This is a genomic window from Streptomyces sp. NPDC043908 (assembly GCF_056435525.1).
The window spans coordinates 373,319-394,846 of the sequence record NZ_JBWKEI010000003.1 but is presented as its reverse complement, the minus strand read 5'-3'; the positions used below and the strand labels follow the sequence as shown (position 1 = coordinate 394,846).

The following is a 21,528-nucleotide window of genomic DNA, read 5'->3' as shown; positions in this document are numbered from 1 at the left end:
TCCTCATTTCTGGGTCAGTCGTGCGGCGGTGCCGCCCATGACCGCCCGGTGTTCGTCTGGTGTCAGCGGGGCGCTGTCCGACGGCCACGGCGTGGCGTCGGTGGTGAGTCGGTCCATCCGGGCCACGGCGGCGGACATGGTGGCGAAGGGGAAGTCGGTACCCCACAGCAGGCGGTCCAGGACTCCCCGTGCGCGGGCGTGGGCGAGCGCGGCGGCCACGGTGTGGGGCGACTGGTAGGAGCCGAAGATCGACAGGTCCGCGTAGAGGTGGGGGTGCCGGGCCAGCAGGTCGATGCAGGGGGTCGTCCACGGGGTGCCCAGGTGCGCCAGGATCAGGCGCAGCCGGGGGAACCGCCGCGCGACGGGTTCCAGCAGCAGGGGGGAGAAGAAGCGGGGGTCGGCGTTCTTCGCGGGGGTGTGGCCGGTGTGGACGAGGACCGGGATGTCCAGCTCCTGGGCCGCCTCGTACACGTCGAACCAGCGGGGGTCCGCCGGGGACATCCGCAGGTAGCAGGGGGCGGTCTTCAGCCCGCGCAGGCCCAGTTCGGTCACGGCGTGCCGCAGTTCCTCGGCGGCGCCCGGCCGGCCGGCGTCGACGGAGGCGAAGCCGGTGAACCGCTGCGGGTGGCGGGCGCACAGCTCGGCGACGAAGGTGTTCGGCACCGAGAACCCCTCGACGCGCCGTACGTCGAAGGCGAGCAGAAAGGCGTGGTCGACCCCGGCGGCGTCCATCTCGGCGAGGAGTTTGTCCTCGGGGGCGGACAGCGCTTCGGGGGGCAGCCCGGTGGTGGCCATCATCTGGTCGGCGAACCGGGCGGTGAAGTGGCGGTAGTACTCGCCGGCGTGGACGTGGGCGTCGATGATCACGGCTGTCCGTCCTCTCCGGTGTCGGGGTCGGCGTGCAGGGGCGGTTCGCCCGGCCGGCGCACCAGCGCGACTCCCTTGGGCTCCAGACTCAGGTGGCGTACCGCCCGAGGGTCACCGGAGGGGGACGTGCCGTACACGGTCGTCGTCACGGGTGCGGTGGAGTGGTTGACGACCACGGCGCAGCGTTCGTCGCCGCGTGCCAGGACGGTGGTCTCCACCAGCGGCTCGTCGGCGAACACCTCCGGCCGTATCCCCTCCTTCGCCGCGATCGCCGCGTACAGCCGGTGCCAGGGTGTCTCCTCCAGCCGGTAGGGGGCGTTGAGGAGCGCCTCCAGCGGGGCGTTGAGGAAGTAGGCGACACCGCCGCCCCGCTGCTGCCGGGTGAGGGCGGGCGTGCCGTTGGGGTAGCGGGCGAGGGTCTCGGCGATCGTGCTGTCGACCACCGGGATCCGCCCGGCGGGCCAGTGCACCGGGTAGGGGGTGTCGGCCCAGGTGAAGCGGTCCTGTTCGGCCGGGTCGAGGGTGAAGTCCCGGATGTGTACGCCGAAGAGCTCCTCCAACCCCGTCGGGCCCAGCACGTCGCCGGTGGAGTACAGCAGGACCCCGCCCGCGACCGTGTACTCGCCCAGCCGTCGTTGCGCGGCCAGCGGCAGCGGCCGGACCGAGGGGCAGATCACCATCGCGTACCGCTCCAGGTCCTCGGTCCCTATGAACTCGTAGGGCAGGTGGGCCTGTTGGAGCAGGCAATGCGTGTAGAAGGCGGCGGCCTCGGTGTCCGCCTCCGACGCCAGGTATCCGCCGTCGTGGTCCGGGGCCCGCTCGGGCAGGAACACCCCCACCGGGGCCGGTACGGGACGGAACCCGGCGAGTTCCCCGCTCACCCGGCGCGCGAAGCCGCGGAAGGCGTCCATGGCGGGCTTCTCGCGGCCGTCCATGTCCAGCAGCCCCACGAAGCGTTCGCCGGGGCGCAGCGCGTACGGCTTGCTCTCGGAGGTGAAGTCCTGCCAGCACCACACCACGATGCCGACGGCCCCGGCGGCGAAGGCGCTGTGGGCCGCGGCACGCAGATAGCGGGCGGCGGTTGCCTCGTCGCACCCGTAACTGCCCATCTCGTCCACGAGCACCGGGGCGTGGGCCCGCCCGCGCCGGACCAGGTAGGGCAGATAGGCGGTGGCCTTGGCGGCGGCGGCCGACTCGATGTGGAAGGGGGTCCACAGCGGGAAGCCGTGCAGGGCCACCAGGTCCAGCGGCCGGGCGTGCTCGGGCCGGAAGGCGTGGTCGCCGAAGACCGCCGAGCCCTCGTTGGCCTGGAGGACCAGGGCCCCCGGGTCGGCCGCCCGGATCGCGTCGGCGAGACCGGCCCACCACGCCCGTACCTCGTGCGCGTCCAGTGAGCCGGACGCGGCCGGGTCGACGTGCGGGATCTCGTCGCCGATGTCGTAGGCGAGGATGTTGGGCGCGTGGCGCAGCGCGCCCGCGATGTGGGCGACGAAGGCGCGCTGCCGCTCGGTCATCGCCGGATCGCGCCACAGGTCCCGGCCGCCTCGCCACGGCGGGTCGAAGAGCTGTCCGTTCATCCAGATGGTCAGCAGGGAGGGCAGGCACAGCAGCTGGTGCCGGTGCGCGAGATCGGCGAGCTCCCGCAGCCGTTCGGTCATCCTCGGGTCGTAGACGCCCTCGGCGGGTTCGAAGTCGGCCCAGAAGACGAAGATCCGCACGGTGTTGAAGCCGAGGGCGGCCATGCGCGCGAAGTCGGCGTCGAGGACGTCGGGGTCCCAGTCCCGCCAGAAGTCGCAGCCCGCCCGCGAGGGGAAGTAGTTGACGCCCAGGCAGAACAGGGGGTGTCCGTCGCGGTGCAGCATCCCCTCGACGAGGCGGGTGCCACCGTCCGGGCTCACCGCTCCGGCGCCCATGTCCGGCTCACCGCCTCGGCCACCCGGCGGACGTCCTGGATCTCGATGGCGCCGTGCAGGGGCAGCGACAGTTGGCGGGCGGCGACGCTCTCGGTGACCGGGAGGCTGCCGGGGCGGGTGCCGTAGCGCTCGCGGTAGGCGGTGAAGAGGTGGGTGGGCGGATAGTGGACACCGCTCTGGACCCCGGCCGCCCGCAGCCCCGTCTGAAGGTCCTCCCGGTCGAGGCCGTCGGGCAGCACCACCGGGAACAGGTGGTGCGCGCCCTCCTCCACCGGCCGGTCCGCGTAGGGCACTTCCAGACCGGGCAGCCCGGACAGCAGCTCGCGATAGGTCCGCACCGCTTCCTGGCGCACCACGCGGCGCTCGGCCAGCGCCTCCAGCTGGACGCGTCCGAGTGCGCAGGCGATCTCGGTGGGCCGGTAGTTGAGGCCGAATCCGTCCACGTCGTAACCCGAGGGGCCGCCGCGGTGGCGCTGCTCGGCCCCCACGGTCAGCGCGTGCGAACGCAGCCGTCTGACGCGGGCGCGCACCCCGGGGTCGCGGGCGACGACGGCGCCGCCCTCCCCCATGGAGAGGTTCTTGGTCGCGAAGAAGCTGAAGCAGCCGATGTCCCCGACCGTGCCGAGGACGCCGTACGCGGTCTTGGTGGCCGGGGCGTGCGCGGCGTCCTCGATGAGGGCCAGGCCGTGCCGCCGGGCCAGCGCGGTCAGGGCCGGCAGGTCGGCCGCGTGGCCGCCGTAGTGCACGACCACCACGGCCCGGGTGCGGGGGGTGATCCGGGCGGCCACGTCCGCCGGGTCCACGCCCAGGTCATGGGCGCCCTTCACCTCGGCGAACACCGGGGTGGCCCCGCACAGGGCGACCACGGCGGCGGCCGAGACGAAGCTCAGCGACGGCAGGACCACCTCGTCGCCGGGGCCGATCCCCAGGGCGAGGACGGCCAGGTGCAGCGCCGCGGTGCCGCTGCTGACGGCGACCGCGTCCTCGACCTCCAGCGCGGCCGCGTAGCGCTCCTCGAAGTCCTGGGTCACCCGGCCCACGGACAGCCAGTTGGCGCGCAGGACCTCGGCGACGGCGCGGGCCTCGGCCTCGCCGGTGCTCGGGGCGTACAGGGGGATCTTCCAGTCGGTCATCCGCGCACCGCCTCCTGCGTGGAGTCCGCGCCGGGGCCGCGCTGTGCGAGGGCCCCGAGATAGCGCGCCCGGTCGGCGCGCAGGGCGGCGTCGGCGGCGGCGAGCTGTGCGGGGGTGCCGATGTCGTGCCAGGCGGCGTCGAAGACATGGCCCTCGACGCGGGCGCCCCGGTCGGCTGCGTCGGTGAGCAGCGCGGGCATGTCGTAGCGGGTACGCGGGGGCAGCAGACGCGGGACCGAGGGTTCCAGGACGTAGATGCCGGTGCTGGCCAGGAAGCTCATGCGCGGTTTCTCCCGGAAGCGGGCCACCCGGTTCTCGCCGTCGACCTCCACCACGCCGTGGGCGAGGTCGACGTGGCGCGGTACCAGGGCGATCGTCGCGGCCGCCTCGGACTTCTTGTGCCGCCTCCACAGGTCGGCGAAGTCGATGTCGGTGAGCAGGTCCGCGTTCATCACCAGGGTGGAGTCCTCCAGGGGAGGGAGCAGGCCCAGCGGTCCGGCGGTCCCCAGTGGCTCGTGCTCCAGGGAGAACCGCAGGTCCAGGCCCGCCCAGTCAGGTCCGTCGAAGCTGGCCTCGATCAGCTGGGCGCGGTAGCCGAGGGAGAGCGTGACCTGGGTGAATCCGGCGCTCTGGAGCTGTCGGAGGATGATGTGCAGGATCGGGGTGCCGTCGACCTCGATGAGGGGTTTGGGGACGGTGAAGGTGGCGGGCCGCAGGCGCCGCCCCTCGCCGCCGGCCAGTATCACTGCTTTCACGGGACTTCCTCCGCTCAACTCCGGGCCGGGACCAGTTCGGTGTAGACGCGGTGCACCTGCGCGGCGACGGCGTCCCAGGTGAGTTCGCGGCGGGCCCTGGCGTGGCCCGCGCGCCCCATCCGCTCCCGTTCGGCCGGGTCGGCGAGCAGGCGGCTCACCGCGTCCGCCACCGGCCGGGCGGCGGCGGGGACGATCAGCCCGTCCCGGCCGTCGGCGATCACCTCCGCGCTGCCCATGAACGCGGAGCCGATCACCGGCTTGCCGCACATCCACGCCTCCACGAACACCAGCGGGAAGACGTCGACCGTCGAGGGAAGGCAGACCAGGTCGCTCGCCATGAGGGCGCTGCGTTTGGTGTCCTCGTCCACCCGGTCCAGTTCGGTGATACGGGGATCGGCGTGGGCGGCGAACCGCTGCGCGCAGTCCTCGTCCCAGCGCGGGCCGAGGAAGGCGAAGTGCGCCTCGGGGTGGCGTGCCCACACGTGCCGTGCCGCCTCCAGCAGGACCGTGTACCCCTTGGAGCGCATCTTGCGGCCGAGGAAGAGGACCAGCGGCCCGGTGATGCCGTGCGCGGCACGGAAGCCCTCCGGGTCGGCGGTGCCCGGCAGGTGCGCCCCCTGCCCGATGCGGTGCAGGACGGAGTCGGCCACGCCGTCGGCGCGCAGCATCTCGCGTTCGGCGTCGGTCAGGACGAACACGGCGTCCGCCCGGCGGCAGCCCTCCACCACGGCCTCCCGGTCGGGCCACACGTCCGGGGCCGAGGCCGGTGTGACGGCGAAGGGGACGCCCCAGGCCCGGGCGAGGCGCAGACCCGCGCGGATGTTCTCGGGCTGGAAGGCGTCGACGGCGTGCACCAGGTCCGCCGCGCGCGCCCGGCCGTCCCCGGTCGGCAGCGGTTCGACGCCGATTCCCGCGGCCGTCATCAGCCGCGCGTCCTCGGGGTCGCCCTCGCCGCCGTACAGGCCCACGCTCAGCCCCCGGCGGCTCATGGCCACGGCGAGGGAGCGGGTCATCAGCTCGCCGCCCGCGCGGGCGGGGAAGTACCCCTGGTGCACGTACCGCACCCGTAGGCCGTTCACTGCCCGGCCCCTCGGGTGGCGAGGTCGTGCGCGTACCAGGCGTAGGTGCGGCGCAGACCCTCGCGCAGGTCGACGGCGGGGCGGTAGCCGGTGAGTTCGCGCAGCCGGGTCAGGTCGGGCAGGCGGCGCTGCGGGGACAGGGGCGGCGCGGGGTGGGCGGCGATGCGGGGGGTGCGCCCGGCCGTCTCGAAGACCATCCGGGCGAGGTCGTCCATGCGGACCTCCTCGCTGTCGTTGCCGATGTTGACGAGCAGGGTCTCCTTGGTGGGCAGACCGGCCAGCGCGACGAGCGCGGCCACCGCGTCGTCGACGTGGCAGAAGGCCCGCGTCTGGTCGCCGCCGTAGACGGCGAAGGGGTCGGCGCCGGCGAGGACGCGTTCGATGAACTGGGGGATGACGTGGTCGTAGCCCATGCGCGGCCCGTACACGTTGTGGAAGCGGACCATGCGCAGGGCGAAGCCGTGGACACCGGCGTAGGTGCGGCACAGCAGCTCTCCGGCGATCTTGCTGAAGCCGTACGAGGAGCGGGGCACCTCGGGGTCGGGGACCAGCAGGGGGACGTCCTCGCCGGTGGGCAGCGCGGCGAGTCCGGCGGCGACGCTTCCCGCGTACGCCTCGCTGGAGGAGGCGAAGCAGAAGGTGGCGCCGGACGTCCCGGGCCGCCCGGTGAACCAGTCGAGGACGTGCACGGTGGACAGGAGGTTGGTCCTGAGCACCCGCTGGGGTTCCTCGTTGGAGTGGACGACGCCGACGACGGCCGCCAGGTGGTGGACGGTGTCGAAGTCGTCGGGCAGGAGGGTGTCGGGGATGGGGGTGGTCAGGTCGTGCTCGACGAGGGTGACGCGGTCGAGCAGGGAGTCGAGCAGCGTGTCGCGCCGGCCCCTGCTGAAGTCGTCGAGGAGGGTGACGTCGTGGCGGGAGGCGAGTTCCGCGGCCAGGTGCAGCCCGATGAACCCCGCTCCCCCGGTGATCAGGATCTTCTCAGGCACTGCCGAGCCTCATTGTCTTCGTCGTCGGCGGGAGCACCCGCCAGGCGTCGTACACCAGCGCGGGCGGGCTCATCCGGGCGATGAGCTCGTCGGCGGGCAACGCGCCGTACCGGGCGTGGTCGTTGAGCAGGATGGCGGCGTGGGCGCCGGTAAAGCCGTCGGTGAGGGTGACGGAGGGCACCCCCAGTGCCTCGATGCGTTCGGGCGGGACCACGAAGTCGTGCCCGACCACCCGGGCGACCCTGTCGCGCAGGAAATCGAGGAGCGGCACGGAGGGGGCGCCGCGCATGTCGTCCGTCTCGGGCCGGCCCTTGTAGGCGAACCCGGAGACCAGGACGGTGGACTCCCGCGGGTCCTGGCCCGCCCGGCGCAGCGCGTCGAGCACGCGCTCGCCGACCTGTCGGGGCAGGGACTCGTTGAGGGTGCGGGCCGCCATGACCATCCGCGGGGTGTGGCCGTGGCGGGCGAGGGAGTGGCTCAGCAGGTAGGGGTCCTTGGTGAGGCAGCTGCCGCCGACGAAGCCCGGCTTGCTCAGATCGGGGCGGGGGTAGTCCGCGTTGGCGGAGTTGATGACCTCCATGGCGTCCAGGCCGAGCTTCTCCGCCATGAGGGCGATCTCGTTGCCGAAGCCGTAGATGAGGTCGGTGTGGCAGTTGTTGACGAGTTTGACCAGTTCGGCGGCCTCCAGTGAGGAGACGGGGACGACGCGCCCGCTGATGGTGGTGAAGAACCCCGCCGCCAGCTTGGTCGCCTCCTCGTCCAGGCCGCCGACGATCTGCGGCAGGGACAGCAGTTCCGCCAGCGCCTGGCCCTGGATGGTGCGTTCGGGGCAGAAGGCGAGCAGCGGCTCGGGTATGCGGCGGGCCAGGGCCGGCAGGACCAGTTCGCGGGTGGTGCCGACGGGGACGGTGCTGCGCACGATCACCAGGGTGTTCTCGTCCGCTCCCGCCGCGACGGCCTCGGCGGCGGCCGACAGGTGGCCGAGTTCGGGCGTCGTGCCCCCGGGCGTGATGGGTGTGCCGACGCAGATGACGACGACGGGTGGCAGCCGGTGCCCGCTGATGTCGGCCGTGACCGCGAGCGTGCCGTCGCCGGCTCCGCGTGCGATCAGCTCGGCGACGCCGGGCTCCGCCAGTTGGAGGCGCCCTTGTGCCAGGGTGCCCGCGACCGCCGGGTCGCTCTCGTAGCCGAGCACCCGCTTGCCGGTGGACAGGAGGGCGGCGGCGAGGGTGACGCCGACGTATCCCATCCCCACGACGCAGACGTCGAACGGGGTGAAGTCCTTGTGATCGGTGCGCGATTGCATGTACGTACCCCCTGGGCGCGACTTGGGAAGGTCCGGGTCGAGGCGGTCAGCCCACGACCCAGTAGGTCTTTTCGGGCCGTCCGCCCAACTGCCGTTTCTGGTCGTCGAGGCCCTTGACCTCGGATCCGCCCGCGTCGACCTCGCGGATGCCGTGGTCCATCAGCTTCTTGAACACGGTCAGCCAGATGTACTGCGGTATGGCGGTGAATCCGGTGGCGTCCTTGAACAGCCCGCTCAGGCGGTCCGCGAAGCGCATCGACATCGTGCAGTACAGCGACGCCCGTTCCGGGGCGGTGCGCTCGCCCGCGAAGAACATCACCGGCACCTCCTCGCCGCCGCTGTGCGCCAGGACGCCGAGGTAGGCGAAGTAGTCGTGTTCGTTGCGGCCGCCCGGCCGCTGGGTGACGATCGCGGTGTAGTCCTCGGGGGTGGAGCCGACGACCTCGCCCTGCGCGCGGCGGGCCTCGAAGTACCCCTCGACGACGGACCTGGCCATCTTCGCCTCCTCGGGGCCGTACCCGTAGGGGCGTATGCGCAGTTCCAGGTGGTCGTTGCGGGCGAGGAAGTTCTCGAAGCGCCGGTAGGCGAGCCGGTTCTTGTTCCTGTGCCGGCGGTTGCCGTCCCCCTCCAGGTTCTTCACCACCAGGCCGCCCTCGTCGTCCGCCGCCAGCAGCTCCTCCAGGCGGTAGACGCGGTTGGGATACGTCTCGTCCTCCTCCGGGGCCTCGGGATGCCACGGGTCGGCGGTAACCGGGGCGAAGCCGGCCGCGAGGAACAGCGCGTGGTCGCGCGGCGAGAGGTGGCGGACGTATACGGAGGTCCGGGCCAGGCCCGCCTCGCGTGTCGCGGAGATGAACGACTTGACCGCGGTGATGCGGTCCTTCCCCTTGGGCGCGACGATGTGCAGGTGCTTGCGCTCGTCGTGTTCCTTGCTGAAGTAGCCGACGCCGAACAGGTTCTGCCCGTCGTGGAAGACCATGCCGTTGGGATGGCGGGTGCTGGTGCCCCGCAGGTTGTATCCGTTGGTGTAGAGCATGAGCCCGAGCTGCCCCACCGCGAAGGATCCGTCCTTGAAGTTCTGGATGGCCTCGAAACACTCCTCCACGGGCCGGAGTTTGTCGCCGAAGAGGCTTTGCAGGCGGGCTTCGAAGGCGTCGCGTTCGGTCGTCGGCAGGCGCATGGATCCCCTTCCGCTGGAATTCGTCACTCGCTTGCACGCCGCTCGGTGCGCGGGGACGGGCCGTCCGCGAGGGTCCGCGCCACACCGTCCATCACGTGCCAGAACAGCTCCTCCCCCAGTGCGCCGCTGGCGCCCGAGGTCGTGGTGAGCACCCCCTGGGTGGACATGCGGTCCACGTCGACGGGGTGGCGGTACACCCCGGCGGCGGGCGGGGTGGGGTGGTCCACGCGTACCGGGCGCACCACCTCGGGACGCAGGTACATCATGAGACTGGTCTCGGTCACCCCGGCGTGTTCGGCGTGCCAGCCCGGGAACTCGGGGAGCCGCTTGCGCAGCCACTCCTCCTCCACCAGGCTCCACCAGCTGAAGGCGACGATCTCGGTGGCGGGAAAGGTGCGCGCCGGGTCGAGTCCGTCGATCGCCTCGAACAGCAGGGCCTCGTTCTCGTAGTGTCCGTTGATCACCACCAGACGGGCGGGGGCGAGCCGGGCCAGTCCCCGCAGGCACTGGGCGACGTAGTCGATGAACGTTCCCCCGTCGATGTGAACGGTGCCGGGGAAGCGCAGTCCACCACCGCTGTGCGGCAGTGACCTGGCGGACAGCGGCTGCCCCGGGAAGAGCACCCCGTCGACGTCCGCCACCAGTTGCCGGGCGAGCGCGTCGGGGATGTCGTAGTCCACGGACAGCGGCAGGTGGGGGCCGTGCTGCTCCAGTCCGCCCACCGGCCACACCAGGGTGGCGCCGCTGAGCGCGTCGGGCGCTTCGGGGCTGGTCAGGTCACCGTACGCCGTGACGTTCGTGGTCCGCTGCCGCACGCGCCTCACCTCTTCCGCCGTCAAGTGCCCGCCCCACCACGTCGGCGAGGGTTCCGCCGCGTGCGCCGAGCCAGGTGTCGAAACCCCGGCGGATCTCCGCCAGGGTCTGGTGCATCCGTGTGTGCAGCGCCGTGTAGACCTGTACGGCGTCGGCGCCCACGGTGAGGTACTCCGCCACGTCGGTGCCGCTGCGCACCCCGCCGCTGCCCATCACCGGAACGGAGAGGCCGCCGCGCCGCAGCTCGTAGATCGCGGCGAGTACCAGCGGTTTGATCCCGGGCCCCGAGTAGCCGAAGGGGCGGCCCAGGAGCACTTCGCCGGTGTCGGCGGAGACCGCGAGCCCGGCGATGGTGTCGCTGAGGGTGATCGCGTCGGCGCCCGCCTCCACCGCGGCGGCGACGCGCTCGCCGACCTGCTCCCCCACCGCCAGTTTCACGCTGAAGGGCAGCCCGGTGGCCCGGCGCACCGCGCCGGTGTAGTCGGCGACCCGCCGGGCGCTGTCGGTCAGTCCGCCGTCCTCGTTCAGACACGAGATGCCGAGTTCCAGAGCGCGGCAGCCGGTGTCGGCGACCCGCGCGGCCAGGTCCGCCAGCGCGGCGGGGGAATCGGCGTGCAGGGAGGCGATGACCGGCAGGTCGTCCTCGGCGAACCGGCCGAGCATGGCGCACCAGGCGTCGAGGCCGCGCCGGGAGTACGTGGTGCTGTTGATCATCCCGGTGGGCAGGTGGAGCAGGCGCTCGTCGCCGCCGGGCAGGGGGCCTGGGTGAATGGTCTTGGTGACCACGGCGCCGGCGCCGCCGGACAGCAGTCGGCGGATGTTGCGCTCCTGGTCGGTGAGCAGGCCCGAGCCGACGACGAGGGGGCTCAGGAGCCGCAGCCCGAGGACCTCGGTGGCCGACGCGGTGTGCTCGACGGTCGTCACGGCGTGACCACCGCGTCGCGGCCGACCTTGCCCAGCCGCAGCAGCAGTTCGCCGGGGCCGCCGCGGCGCAGCTCGGCCAGGTCGACGTGGCCGACGTCGGCCACGGACGGCAGCCCGCGCAGCAGATGACTGGCCGCTGCGGGGACCGGCAGGGCGGTCACCATGACGATGGGGCGGCCCAGTGCCGAGGCCCAGCCCAGTTCGATGTGGGTGCCGTCGGTGCGCATCAGGCCGCCGTCGGCGTCCGTCGGCAGGACGGGGACGAACACGTCGCAGCGGCGCATCCACTCCAGGTCCCGTGCGCTGACGTCCTCCGGTGAGTAGAGCGGTGTCTCCAGGCCGAACTTCTCCACGACATGGGCGGAGAAGACGGTGGCCCCGGCCTCCGCGACCGCGGTGACGATGGTCTGGAGCGTCTCGCGCAACGGCTGGTGGAAGCTGTTGTGCCCCAGCGCGTACTGGATGGGGCCGCCGACGAACACACGCAGCCCCGACAGATCGACCAGGCCGGTGCCGGGGTCGCCGCCGGAAACGGTATCGCTCATGCCTTCCCCTCATCTTTCCCGCGGAGCGCGAGGTGGTGGATGGTGATCTGGGTGTATTCCAAGAGGCCCCACGGTCCGTACTCGACGCCAGTGCCCGAGTGGCGGTGGCCGCCGAACGGCACGTCGTGCCGGAGGTCGCCGTGGGTGTTGATCCACACCGTTCCGCAGTGCAGCCGCCGGGCCACCGCGGCGCCCTGCTCCGGGTCGCCCCACAGGGAACAGCCCAGGCCGTAGGGTGACGCGTTGACACGGGCCGTCACGGCGTCGAGGTCGTCGTAGGGGATCACGGGGATCACCGGACCGAACTGCTCCTCCTCTTCGAGGCGCGTTCCCTCGGGCAGGTCCGTGACGACGGTGGGTGGATAGAAGTGGCCGGCCCGTTCCAGGGCGCGGCCGCCGGTTACGAGCCGCGCGCCGCGGCGCACCGCGTCGTCCACCAGCCCGGCCACGTGCCTGAGTTGGTCTCCGCTGACCAGCGGGCCGAGTTCGGTCGCCGCGTCGAGGCCGTCACCGACGACGGCGGACTCGGCCAGCGCGGCCAGCGCCGCGGTGAGCGGGGCGTGCTGCTCGCGCGGCACGTAGACGCGTTTGACCGCGGCGCAGAACTGCCCGCTGTTGACCATCGCCCGGTCGAACAGGGCGCGTGCCAGGGCCTGTACGTCCGTACCGGGCAGCACGACGGCCGGGTCGTTGCCGCCGAGTTCGAGGACGGTCCGTTTGAAGTCGGTGGCGGCGGAGCGGGCGATGGCGCGGCCGGCGGTGATCGAGCCGGTGAAGGAGATCAGCCGGACCGCGGGGTGTGCGGTGAGCCGGGCGCCCAGTGCGGCGTCGCCGCTGATCACCCGCAGGACGTCGGGCGGCAGGACCCGGCCCAGCGCCTCGCCCATGAGCAGACTGGAGAGCGGTGTGGCGGGCGAGGGTTTGAGAACGACCGTGTTGCCCGCGAGGAGCGCCGGGGCGATCTTGCACACGGCCAGCAGGACGGGGTAGTTGGACGGCGCGATCGCCGCGACGACGCCGTGCGGCACCCGCTCCAGGGTGACCCGGGCCGCGGGTTCGTCCACGATGCGGTCCGGGCCCAGGGTGAGCTCGGCGGTGTGGGCGAACCAGTCGGCGGCGAGGCGGACTTCGGCGTGTGCGTGCCGCAGCGGTTTGCCCTGTTCCCGGGTGAGCAGGTCCGCCATGGCGTCCTCGGCGTCCCGCAGCGCGTCCCGGCAGGCGAGCAGGTGCCGGCGGCGGCTCTCCAGCGGCAGCGCCGCCCATCCGGGGAACGCCCGGGCCACGTCGGCGACGACCGCGTCGAGTTCGGCGGCCGTGCAGCGGGGGGCGTGGGCGAAGACCGTGCCGTGCGCGGGGTTCTCCACGCCCATGGCGGTCTCGCTTGCCCGTACTTGCGTGAACACAGTCGACTCCCCCGTCACCCGGTGCCGCGGTGGCGCGCACCCTGATCGGACAGGTCCCAGTCTCACCACGTGCAAGTGCCTGAGGCATCCTCCGCTTTGGGGCATGCCCGTTCGGCTACGGCCAAGATCCGGTCACCCTCGGGCGGCCGTCCGCGGTGGCCGTACGGCAGACGGCCGCTGCTCCCGATCGAGCGGGGGCCAGGGGCGTTCGGGCTGCTCGGCGCAGTCCACGAGGAACCGTTCGAGCCGCCGCAGGAAGGTGTGCACCTCCTCGGGCGGCAGGACGTCCGTCTCGGCACACAGCACGAATCTCAGCCATCCGGGATCGGTGTCGACCACGACCAGGAAGAAGGTCTCGGCCTCCTCGAAGTCGGAGGGGGCGACGACGGTACGGGCCAGGGCGGCGCGTATGTCCGGTGCGGACGCCGTCTCACCCAGGGTCCGCAGATCGTGGTCGGTGCGGATGTCGTTGAAGCAGCACGACAGATGGAGCGGCTCGCCCCTGCCACGCCCCTCGGCCCGGATCAGCTCGTTCGCCGCGTCGGGGTCGAAGAGGCCGTTGGCGTACGCGAGGGTGCCCGCGGCGAAGGCGCGCCGGGCGACGGTCCGCACGTCGTCCGCGCGCAGGTCGAGGGTGGTGAGGACCTCCTGGTGGAGGTTGGCCACGGTGTGCTGGAGGGCGGGGTGCGTACGGTTGGCGGCCAGCAGCCGCAGGGCGCAGACCGGTTGCCCGGAGCGGGCGCCGAGCAGGAGCGCGACCGCCGTGAAGAGCACCGCGGAAGTGCTCACCCGCCACTGGCCGGCCAGGGCGCGGACGGCCAGGAAGGCGGCCGAGGAGTCCATGGCCGCGCTGTAGCGGTCCGGGCGGCCGGGCCCCTGCGGGGCGGGACGGCCGGGGAACATCGTCAGGGGAGCGGTCGCCAGGTGCCGCCGCCAGTGCGTGTGGGCCCGGGCCAGCAGGGCACGGCCCTGCGGGGAGCGCTCGAACGCGGCCTGTTCGACCGGCTGGCGCGTGTCGGCGGGCGGCGGTGCCGCGGTGCGGGTGGTCCGCGCGGCCAGCAGGGTCAGGGCTTCCTCGGCGAGGGTACGCATGGACATGAGGTCCGCGGCGAGGTGCGAGACGCAGAAGGCCGCCAGCACCGGCACGTGGTCGGTGACGACGATCAGCACGCGCAGCGGCGGCCCGCTCCGCAGGTCGAACGTCCGGTCCCGCATCCGGCGCCGCCAGGCGTCGTGGACGAATTGCGCGCTCCGGCCCGGCCCGGTGGCGCATATCTGCGCCTCAAAGGAGCCCGACCGTTCGACCCGCTGGACGAGGCTTCCGTCCGCGCCACGGAAAAAAGCCGTGCGCAGGGACTCGTGTCGGGCGACGAGTTCTCCGCACACGGCGAGAGCGTCTTCCACGGTTCCTTCACCGGGAAGAAAGACCTCTTGACAGAAATCATAGAAGGAGGCGTCGGGCATTTCACGGCGGATCAGGTCCCACATGTGCCGTTGCGCACAGGTCGCCGGTGCCGTGACCGCACGGCGACCGTAAAAGGGGACTTCACGTGTCTCGAATTTTTCCACGGCAGGATTTCCTCCGGTCGACACCCCAGGGCTTTCGCGCTTTCACGCTAGCCGGGGAATCCCGGGAGGAAGACCTGCCCATTCGGGCATGGCCGGACGGGCAGGGCGCCGGGCCACGGCGGTGTGTCCGCCGCCGTCGGCGCGGCCCGCGCCGGTGCCTTTCGTCAGCGGTGGCGGTGGTCAGCAGTACCGGTCGTCAGTGGTGTTCGTGGTCAGCGTCAGCGGTGCCGGTCGTCGGCCAGGAGGCGTGCTCCGGGGTCCGCCTCCTCAGCGGCGAGGCGCCCGGCGGGGACCGGGAGGCGGACATCGGCTCCGCCCCCGGCGAGCTGGACCCGTACGACGCGGCGGTCCGCGGTGGTCTGGCCCGGCCGGACCGTACGGATCAGGCCGGCGTGGATGGCCAGAACGACCGCGGCCGTCCGGTTCGGCGCGCCCAGTTTGAGCAGCAGACTGGCCACGAGCCGTTTGACGCCGTGGCTGGTGATGTCCAGGCGCCGGGCCATCTGTTTGTTGCTCAGCCCCTCGGCGAGCAGGAGCAACGCCTCGGTCTCGCGGGCGGTGACAGCGATGTCACGCCGTCCGTGCGGAGGACGGGTGGCGCCGGCGCGGTCCATCAGGGCGCGGGCGAGCGGGGCGGGCATGGGCACTTCGCCCGCGGCCATGCGGCGCAGGGTGCTGTCCACGGCCGCCGCGCTCAGACCTCTTTGCATCAGGAACCCGTCGGGCGCCGGTGGTCCGGTCAGCATCGCCTCGTCCGGATCGGCGTGGCTCAGCAGCACCAGCGTGCTCGGCAGCGGGGAGCGGAATTCGTCAAGCAGGTCGGCATGGGCGTCGTAGTCGGTCTTGGCGACGACGAACACGTCGACCCGGCCGGAGCCGAGCACCTGGCGTGCCTCGCGCCGGTCGGCGCAGTGCCGGGCCTCGCGCACGAGGGCGGCCCCGGACAGGGCGGCCTGCAACTCCTGGCGCGCCACGCGGTCGTGGACAAGAGTCGCGACGACCAGCTGTCGCGACGGGGTGGGGGGTTTGCATGCTAAATCGCTCACCGTACTCCTCCGGATCAAGGCTGTAAGTGGGCATTCCCCGGACGCGGTGACCGTATGCGTCCGGACTAATTCGCTACCGTCGACTCCTGTCGCGAATTTGCCTTGACTATAACAACAGGGACTCGGGGGAACCAGTACCATCCGGCCAATTGCCCCAGCTATGAGCCATCATCCGATTTTACAGACCAACAAAGTTAATAAACCGAACAAACCACGGCATCCGGGACATGGCGTGGACATGACCGTCACCATGACCGTCACGGTCGGGATTTCGAACTTTCCCAGCCACCCGCTCACCCGGCCGCCGGTTTCGTTTTTCCGAAAAAACAGCTAACTTCCCCTCCTGACGCACCTGTTACCCGCCCGGCTCCCGCCTGCCCGAAAGGCACTCCGGAGGAGCCGGAAAAAACCGGAAGCCCGCCCGGAAACAGCCGGGTCGGCGCGCGTCATGGCGTCACATTCCCCTGGGCAATTCCCGCGCCGAGGAACAGCGCGGGGACCGGCCCGGGGAACAACCCCAGGAACAAAGGGAGCACCGAACCGTTGACCGCCCACCCCGCCGGCTCCGTGACACCGCACGGGAGAGACCGATGACGACCGAGACCGCCGAGCAGACCCGCCCCGCGTCCGCACCGGCGCCGGCCACCGGACCCGAGATGGGCGTGGGCCCCTGGCTCCGCCTGCACATGCGTCACTTCCGCCGGCACATCGCCGTCCATCTGGCCGGAAGCCTGCTCTGGCAGACCCTCACCGCGGCCCTCCCCCTGGTCATCGGGCTGGCCTTCGACGCCGTACTGAAGACGAACGGCCAGGACCCGGACCTCGGGGCCCTGCACGTCGTGTGCGCCGTGCTGCTCGGCCTGGTCCTCGTCCGGGGCGTCTGCGGCATCGCCTCCACCTACGCCCTGGAGGCGTTCGCCAGCGGCCTGGAACGCGACGCGCGGGCGGGGGTGTTCGCCAGCATGCTCCGCAAGAAGCAGGGCTTCTTCAACCGGCACCGCACCGGCGACCTGTCCACCCGCGCCACCGGCGACGCCGAGGCCCTCGGGCTCATGGTGTCGCCGGGATTCGACATGACGCTCGACATGGCGCTCAACACCCTCATCCCGCTGGTCTTCATCGCGGCCGTGGACTGGCGGCTCCTGCTCTTCCCCGGCATCTTCGTCGTCCTGTTCGTCGTCGCCCTCATGGACCACGGGCGCCGCCTGGAACCGGTCTCCGACCTCACCCGCGAGGAGTTCGGCGCGATGTCCGCGCAGGCCGCCGAGAGCATTTCCGGGATCGAGGCGGTCGAGGCGACCGACGGCGCCGCACGCGAACAGGACCGCTTCCGCAGCGCCGCCGCCGCCTACCGGGACGCGGCCGTGCGCCAGGCACACGTCCAGGCCCTGTCGTTCCCCCCGCTGCTGCTGGCCGTGGCCACCGCCGGCACCCTGCTGCACGCCGTCTTCCTGCTGCGCGACGGCTCACTCAGCGTCGGCCAACTGGTCGCGGTCCTGGGTCTGATGAGCAGTCTGCGAGCCCCGACCCAGCTCGCCTCCTTCAGCATCGGGCTCATCTTCTTCGGCTTCTCCGGAGCACAGCGCATCCTGGAGATCATCAACGACCGGGCGGGAGAGGACGAGGAGGGCGGCCGGCACACGGCGGTCATCAGCGGCGAAGTCGTCTTCGACCACGTCACCTTCGCCTACGGCGACGGCAAACCCGTGCTGCACGACATCTCCTTCCGCGCCGCTCCCGGCACCACCGTCGCGGTCGTCGGTGCCACCGGCAGCGGCAAGTCCACGCTCCTGCACCTGCTCAACCGCACCTACGTGCCCAACGAGGGACAGGTCCTGGTCGACGGCGTGCCCACCACCGCCTGGGACCCGCAGGCGCTGCGCGGCCAGGTCGCGGTGGTCGAGCAGGACGTGGTCCTGTTCTCCCGCACCATCGCCGAGAACCTCGCCTTCGGCGCGGCGCCCGGCACCGGCCGGGCGAAGCTGGAGGAGGCGGCCCGTACCGCCCAGGCACACGACTTCGTCATGGCGAGCGAGCACGGGTACGACACGGTGCTGGGCGAGCGCGGCATCACCCTCTCCGGCGGCCAGCGCCAACGCCTGGCGATCGCCCGCGCGTTGGTGACCGACCCGCGCATCCTCGCCGTGGACGACGCGACCAGCGCCGTCGACAGCGTGACCGAGCACGAACTCCAGCTCGCGATGCGGCGCGCCGCCACGGGCCGCACCACCTTCCTCGTCACCCCCCGGCTCTCCCGCATCCGCGCCGCCGACCACATCGTCGTCCTCGACGCCGGCCGGGTCGTCGGCCAGGGCACCCACGAACACCTGCTGCGCACCTGCGCGCTGTACCGCACCATCTTCGCGCCGTACACGGCCCCCGACGCGAAGGGAACCACCACCGCCCCGGTCCCGGCCGGAGCAGAGGAAGGAACCGGCTGATGGCACTCCTGGAAGGCATCGAGGCGGGTGCCGAGGACACCTACGACCGCCACTACGGCGACCGGCAGCTGCTGCGCCGCATCACCCCCTACTTCCGGGGTCGCGGCGGCGCGGTGGCCTTCGTCACCGCGGCCGTGGTGGTGGCCGCCGCCGCGGGCAGCGCCGTACCGGTCCTCCTGGCCCGTACGGTCGACTCGGCCCTGGACGACGACTCCCGCTCCGCGATGGCGCTGCTGGCCGCGGCCGTGCTCCTGGCCGGCGCGGCCGCCTGGCTGTTCACCGTCCTCCAGCAGCGCCTCACCGGCACGCTGGTCGGCGACGCGGTGCTCAAGCTGCGGGAGGACGTCTTCGCCGCGGCCATGCGCCAGGACCTCGCGTTCTACGACACCCACCCCACCGGCCTGGTGGTCAGCCGTGTCACCAACGACACCCAGACGTTCGGGGCGCTGCTCTCCCTGGTCCTGTCCCTCATCGGCCAGGTCCTGGTGGTCCTGCTGATCCTGACGGCCCTGTTCGTGATCAATGTGCCGCTGGCGCTGCTCACCACCGTGGTCGCCGCCCTGATCGTCGCGGTCAGCCTCGCCTTCAGGACACGCGCGCGCACCGCCTCCACCCGCCAGCAGCAGGCTCTCGCCGAGGTCAGCGGCTTCGTCCAGGAGACCCTGCGCGGGATCACCGTGGCGCGCAACCACCGCGGCGAGGCGGCGGCCGAAGCGGGGCTGCGGACGGTCAACGACCACTGGTACCGGGCGAGTGTGCGCCTCAACCGCCTCTTCAGCGGCATCTTCCCGCTGCTCATCTCCCTGACGGGCCTCGGCACCGCGGCGGTCGTGCTGGTCGGTGGCCACAACGTCGCCTCCGGCGACCTCTCGGCCGGGGAATGGGTCCTCTTCCTGGAGGCCCTGGCCCTCTTCTGGTCACCGGTCGCCGCCATCGCCTCCTTCTGGCAGCAGCTCCAGCAGGGCCTCTCGGCCGGCGAGCGGATCTTCGCGCTGATCGACCGGGAACCGGCCGTCCACCAGAGCGCCCACCTGCCCCCGCCCCGTCTGCGCGGCGCGCTCGAACTGCGCGGCGTCAGCTTCCGCTACACCCCCGAGCGCCCCGTGCTGCACGGCGTCGACCTGAACGTGGCGGCCGGGGAGACCGTCGCGCTGGTCGGTCACACGGGGGCGGGCAAGTCCAGCCTGGTGCGTCTGCTGACCCGCTCGTACGACTTCCAGGAGGGCAGCCTCCTCGCCGACGGCCAGGACGTGCGCACCTTCGACCTGGCGCAGTACCGGCGGTGCCTCGGCGTGGTCACCCAGACACCCTTCCTCTTCTCCGGCACCGTCGCGGAGAACATCGCGCTGGGACGGCCGGGCGCCGACCGCGCGGCGGTCGAGGCCGCGGCCCGCGCGGTGGCCTCCGGCGCCTGGCTGCGGCAACTGCCCGACGGTCTGGACACACCCACCGACGAGGGCGGGCGCAACCTGTCGACCGGCCAGCGGCAGATCGTGGCGCTGGCCCGCGTCTTCCTCCAGGACGCCCCGATCTTCATCCTCGACGAGGCCACCGCCAGTATCGACCCGCTCACCGAGGCCCAGATCCAGGAAGGGCTCGACGCGCTCTCGGCGGGACGCACCACGATCGTCGTGGCGCACCGGCTCCCCACCGTCCGCAAGGCCGACCGCATCGTCGTCGTGGACGGCGGGCGGCTCGTCGAGCAGGGCGACCACGCCACGCTCATGCGGCGAAACGGCGCCTACAGCCGCCTCTACCGGCAGTACTTCCACCACCAGCACCCCGACCACGACCCGGCCGACGAACCGTACGGCGACGAACCGTACGGCGACGAACGGGCTCCGGTCGGCGCGGGGGCGCACACAGCGGAGGCCAGCGATGCCGTCGACCACTGATCCCACGGAGTCCCCCGCCACGCCGTGGGAGCTCGTCGAGCGCGCCGCGCGCCTCTCCCCCGCGGCCACCGCCGTACGCCAGGGGACGCGGACGCTCACCTTCGGCGAACTCGCCGACCGCGTCCTGACCGCCGCCCACCGGCTGCGCACACGCCTTCCGGCCGACGGCGAGGGAGCCGTGGGCCTGCTCTTCGAGAACACCCTGGAAGGCACCGTGGCCTTCCTGGGCGCGCTGCGCGCGGGCGTCCCCCTCACGCCGCTCGAACCCGACAGCACCGAGTCGGGCCTCCTCGGCGTCCACCGGGACCTCGGGCCCCTCCACCTCATCGGCCACATGGCCAGGCTCCGCACGCTCACCGGTGCCGCGTCACCGGACCGGTGGCAGGGCGGGGTCCTCGTCGACGTGCGTGAACTGACCGCCCCGGCCGACGCGACGGCCCGTCCGGCATCGCTGCCCGCGCCGCCACCCGACGCCCCCGCGCTCTACCAGTACACCTCCGGCTCCACCGGCGAGCCGAGGGCCGCCGTGCACTCCCAGCGCGACCTGGTCAGCGGCGGCGCCGTCTACGCCCACACCTACGCCGTCACCCCCGCCGACCGCCTGCTCGCGGCCGTGCCCCTGCTGCACTCCTTCGGCATGGTCGCCGCGCTCACCACCGCGCTGCACGCCCGCGCCGAACTCGTCCTGCTCGGCCGGTTCACCCCGGCCGACATGCTGCGGACCATGCACGGGCGCGCCTGCACCATCGTGGTGGGAACCCCGCTGGCGTACGACCTGGCGGCCCGTTCCGCGGCCTCCTGGCGCGAGACGTCCCGCCCGGGCGAGACCGTACGGCTGTGTCTGTCCTCCGGCGCGGCCCTGCCCCCGGAGGTGGCGGACCGCTTCACCGAGCACTGCGGCCCGGCCGTCCAGCAGGTCTACGGCAGCACCGAGGCGGGTGTCATCGCCACCCAGCTCCCCCAGCCGGACGGCACGGCCGACGCCGGTGTGGGAAGGCCGGTGCGGGGGGTGCGGATCCGCCTCGTGGACGAGGCGGACCGGCCCGTCCCGCCGGGCGGCACGGGCGCGCTGCTGGTGCGCACCCCCGCGATGTTCACCCGCTATCTGGGTCACCCGGGCGCTTCCGAGCGGGCCTTCCGCGACGGCTGGTACGTCACCGGCGACCTGGCGCGGCTCGACGGAGAGGGCCGGCTGCACCTGGTGGGCCGCAAGGACTCCTTCGTGAACGTCGGCGGCAAGAAGGTCAATCCCCTGGAGGTCGAAGCCGTCCTGCTGGCCCACCCGGGCGTCGCCGAGGCCGTGGTCTGGGGCGAGCCCGTGGAGGGGCAGGCCAGCGAACGCGTACGGGCCGCCGTCGTACCGCGCTCCCCGCTCAGCACCGCCGCGATCACCGCGCACTGCCGGGACCGGCTCCTGGCCCACCAGGTGCCCGCCACGATCGCGTGTGTGGCGTCCCTGCCCAGGACCTCCCTGGGCAAGATCCGGCGCGCGGCCGTGGCCGCGACCGCCCCCGCGCCGGACCGGGACGACCCGGCCTGACCCCGTCCGACCCGCCGGCGCGTTTCGGCCGTACGCGCGCCCATGGCACCGGAGGTGTTTACTTGAAGTCTCACATTGTTTTATCGTCGCACCCGAGGCCGCCACCCGCGCCTCGCCGCCCCCCAGGGAG

Annotated in this window: 17 protein-coding genes; 3 read left to right on the top strand and 14 right to left on the bottom strand. The window is 72.5% G+C overall.

Annotated features, from left to right (window positions below; translation table 11 throughout):
* Positions 1-3: 3 nt before the first annotated feature.
* The 14 genes from AC069K_RS09830 to AC069K_RS09765 form a co-directional block, all read right to left on the bottom strand.
* The gene (locus AC069K_RS09830) at positions 4-867 is read right to left on the bottom strand and encodes an amidohydrolase family protein (RefSeq protein WP_365102054.1); all 864 of its coding nucleotides are present in this window, start codon (positions 865-867) and stop codon (positions 4-6) included.
* On the bottom strand, positions 864-2,780 hold the full coding sequence (locus tag AC069K_RS09825; protein ID WP_478614081.1) for a beta-galactosidase trimerization domain-containing protein: 1,917 nt from the start codon (positions 2,778-2,780) through the stop codon (positions 864-866). Before AC069K_RS09825 ends, AC069K_RS09830 begins: the two co-directional genes overlap by 4 nt.
* Positions 2,762-3,913 (bottom strand): DegT/DnrJ/EryC1/StrS family aminotransferase, encoded by a 1,152-nt coding sequence (locus tag AC069K_RS09820; protein ID WP_478614078.1) that lies wholly within the window; start codon positions 3,911-3,913, stop codon positions 2,762-2,764. Before AC069K_RS09820 ends, AC069K_RS09825 begins: the two co-directional genes overlap by 19 nt.
* Entirely contained in the window at positions 3,910-4,668 is a 759-nt protein-coding gene (locus AC069K_RS09815; protein ID WP_478614076.1) for a nucleotidyltransferase family protein, read from the bottom strand. The genes AC069K_RS09820 and AC069K_RS09815 overlap by 4 nt, the downstream gene beginning before the upstream one ends.
* A gap of 14 nt (positions 4,669-4,682) precedes the next feature.
* Positions 4,683-5,747, bottom strand: coding sequence for a glycosyltransferase family 4 protein (locus AC069K_RS09810; RefSeq protein ID WP_478614073.1), 1,065 nt, complete (start codon positions 5,745-5,747; stop codon positions 4,683-4,685).
* Positions 5,744-6,736 carry an NAD-dependent epimerase/dehydratase family protein gene (locus AC069K_RS09805; protein ID WP_478614070.1) on the bottom strand — a complete coding sequence of 331 codons (993 nt, stop codon included), beginning with the start codon at positions 6,734-6,736 and terminating at the stop codon, positions 5,744-5,746. The genes AC069K_RS09810 and AC069K_RS09805 overlap by 4 nt, the downstream gene beginning before the upstream one ends.
* Positions 6,729-8,042, bottom strand: a complete 1,314-nt coding sequence (locus tag AC069K_RS09800; RefSeq protein WP_478614067.1) for a nucleotide sugar dehydrogenase — start codon at positions 8,040-8,042, stop codon at positions 6,729-6,731. The genes AC069K_RS09805 and AC069K_RS09800 overlap by 8 nt, the downstream gene beginning before the upstream one ends.
* Positions 8,043-8,088: 46 nt before the next feature.
* Positions 8,089-9,222, bottom strand: coding sequence for a hypothetical protein (locus tag AC069K_RS09795; protein WP_478614064.1), 1,134 nt, complete (start codon positions 9,220-9,222; stop codon positions 8,089-8,091).
* 23 nt (positions 9,223-9,245) lie between these two features.
* Positions 9,246-10,037 (bottom strand): creatininase family protein, encoded by a 792-nt coding sequence (locus AC069K_RS09790; RefSeq protein WP_478614061.1) that lies wholly within the window; start codon positions 10,035-10,037, stop codon positions 9,246-9,248.
* Entirely contained in the window at positions 10,000-10,959 is a 960-nt protein-coding gene (locus tag AC069K_RS09785) for a glutamate synthase-related protein (RefSeq protein WP_478614058.1), read from the bottom strand. The genes AC069K_RS09790 and AC069K_RS09785 overlap by 38 nt, the downstream gene beginning before the upstream one ends.
* Complete coding sequence (locus tag AC069K_RS09780; RefSeq protein ID WP_365102080.1) at positions 10,956-11,504, bottom strand: nucleoside 2-deoxyribosyltransferase; 549 nt, start codon at positions 11,502-11,504, stop codon at positions 10,956-10,958. Before AC069K_RS09780 ends, AC069K_RS09785 begins: the two co-directional genes overlap by 4 nt.
* The gene (locus AC069K_RS09775; protein WP_478614054.1) at positions 11,501-12,907 is read right to left on the bottom strand and encodes an aldehyde dehydrogenase family protein; all 1,407 of its coding nucleotides are present in this window, start codon (positions 12,905-12,907) and stop codon (positions 11,501-11,503) included. Before AC069K_RS09775 ends, AC069K_RS09780 begins: the two co-directional genes overlap by 4 nt.
* Before the next feature lie 132 nt (positions 12,908-13,039).
* Positions 13,040-14,371, bottom strand: a complete 1,332-nt coding sequence (locus tag AC069K_RS09770) for a condensation domain-containing protein (RefSeq protein ID WP_478614447.1) — start codon at positions 14,369-14,371, stop codon at positions 13,040-13,042.
* Positions 14,372-14,694: 323 nt separating this feature from the next.
* The gene (locus tag AC069K_RS09765) at positions 14,695-15,522 is read right to left on the bottom strand and encodes a LuxR C-terminal-related transcriptional regulator (RefSeq protein ID WP_365102086.1); all 828 of its coding nucleotides are present in this window, start codon (positions 15,520-15,522) and stop codon (positions 14,695-14,697) included.
* Between the two features lie 590 nt (positions 15,523-16,112).
* Between AC069K_RS09765 and AC069K_RS09760 the strand changes: the two genes are divergently transcribed.
* From AC069K_RS09760 to AC069K_RS09750, 3 genes are read left to right on the top strand one after another with little or no spacing between them, the layout of a single operon-like run.
* Positions 16,113-17,963: an ABC transporter ATP-binding protein gene (locus tag AC069K_RS09760; RefSeq protein WP_478614050.1), complete on the top strand. Its 1,851-nt coding sequence runs from the start codon at positions 16,113-16,115 to the stop codon at positions 17,961-17,963.
* Positions 17,963-19,858 carry an ABC transporter ATP-binding protein gene (locus tag AC069K_RS09755; protein WP_478614047.1) on the top strand — a complete coding sequence of 632 codons (1,896 nt, stop codon included), beginning with the start codon at positions 17,963-17,965 and terminating at the stop codon, positions 19,856-19,858. Before AC069K_RS09760 ends, AC069K_RS09755 begins: the two co-directional genes overlap by 1 nt.
* Positions 19,842-21,398 (top strand): class I adenylate-forming enzyme family protein, encoded by a 1,557-nt coding sequence (locus AC069K_RS09750; RefSeq protein ID WP_478614044.1) that lies wholly within the window; start codon positions 19,842-19,844, stop codon positions 21,396-21,398. The genes AC069K_RS09755 and AC069K_RS09750 overlap by 17 nt, the downstream gene beginning before the upstream one ends.
* The last annotated feature ends 130 nt before the right edge of the window (positions 21,399-21,528 follow it).

Coding starts and splice junctions, on each gene's coding strand:
- AC069K_RS09800 (WP_478614067.1), bottom strand. CDS start 8,042: ATGCAATCGCGCACCGATCACAAGGACTTCACCCCGTTCGACGTCTGC.
- AC069K_RS09755 (WP_478614047.1), top strand. CDS start 17,963: ATGGCACTCCTGGAAGGCATCGAGGCGGGTGCCGAGGACACCTACGAC.
- AC069K_RS09760 (WP_478614050.1), top strand. CDS start 16,113: ATGACGACCGAGACCGCCGAGCAGACCCGCCCCGCGTCCGCACCGGCG.
- AC069K_RS09820 (WP_478614078.1), bottom strand. CDS start 3,913: ATGACCGACTGGAAGATCCCCCTGTACGCCCCGAGCACCGGCGAGGCC.
- AC069K_RS09825 (WP_478614081.1), bottom strand. CDS start 2,780: ATGGGCGCCGGAGCGGTGAGCCCGGACGGTGGCACCCGCCTCGTCGAG.
- AC069K_RS09750 (WP_478614044.1), top strand. CDS start 19,842: ATGCCGTCGACCACTGATCCCACGGAGTCCCCCGCCACGCCGTGGGAG.
- AC069K_RS09770 (WP_478614447.1), bottom strand. CDS start 14,371: ATGCCCGACGCCTCCTTCTATGATTTCTGTCAAGAGGTCTTTCTTCCC.
- AC069K_RS09795 (WP_478614064.1), bottom strand. CDS start 9,222: ATGCGCCTGCCGACGACCGAACGCGACGCCTTCGAAGCCCGCCTGCAA.
- AC069K_RS09780 (WP_365102080.1), bottom strand. CDS start 11,504: ATGAGCGATACCGTTTCCGGCGGCGACCCCGGCACCGGCCTGGTCGAT.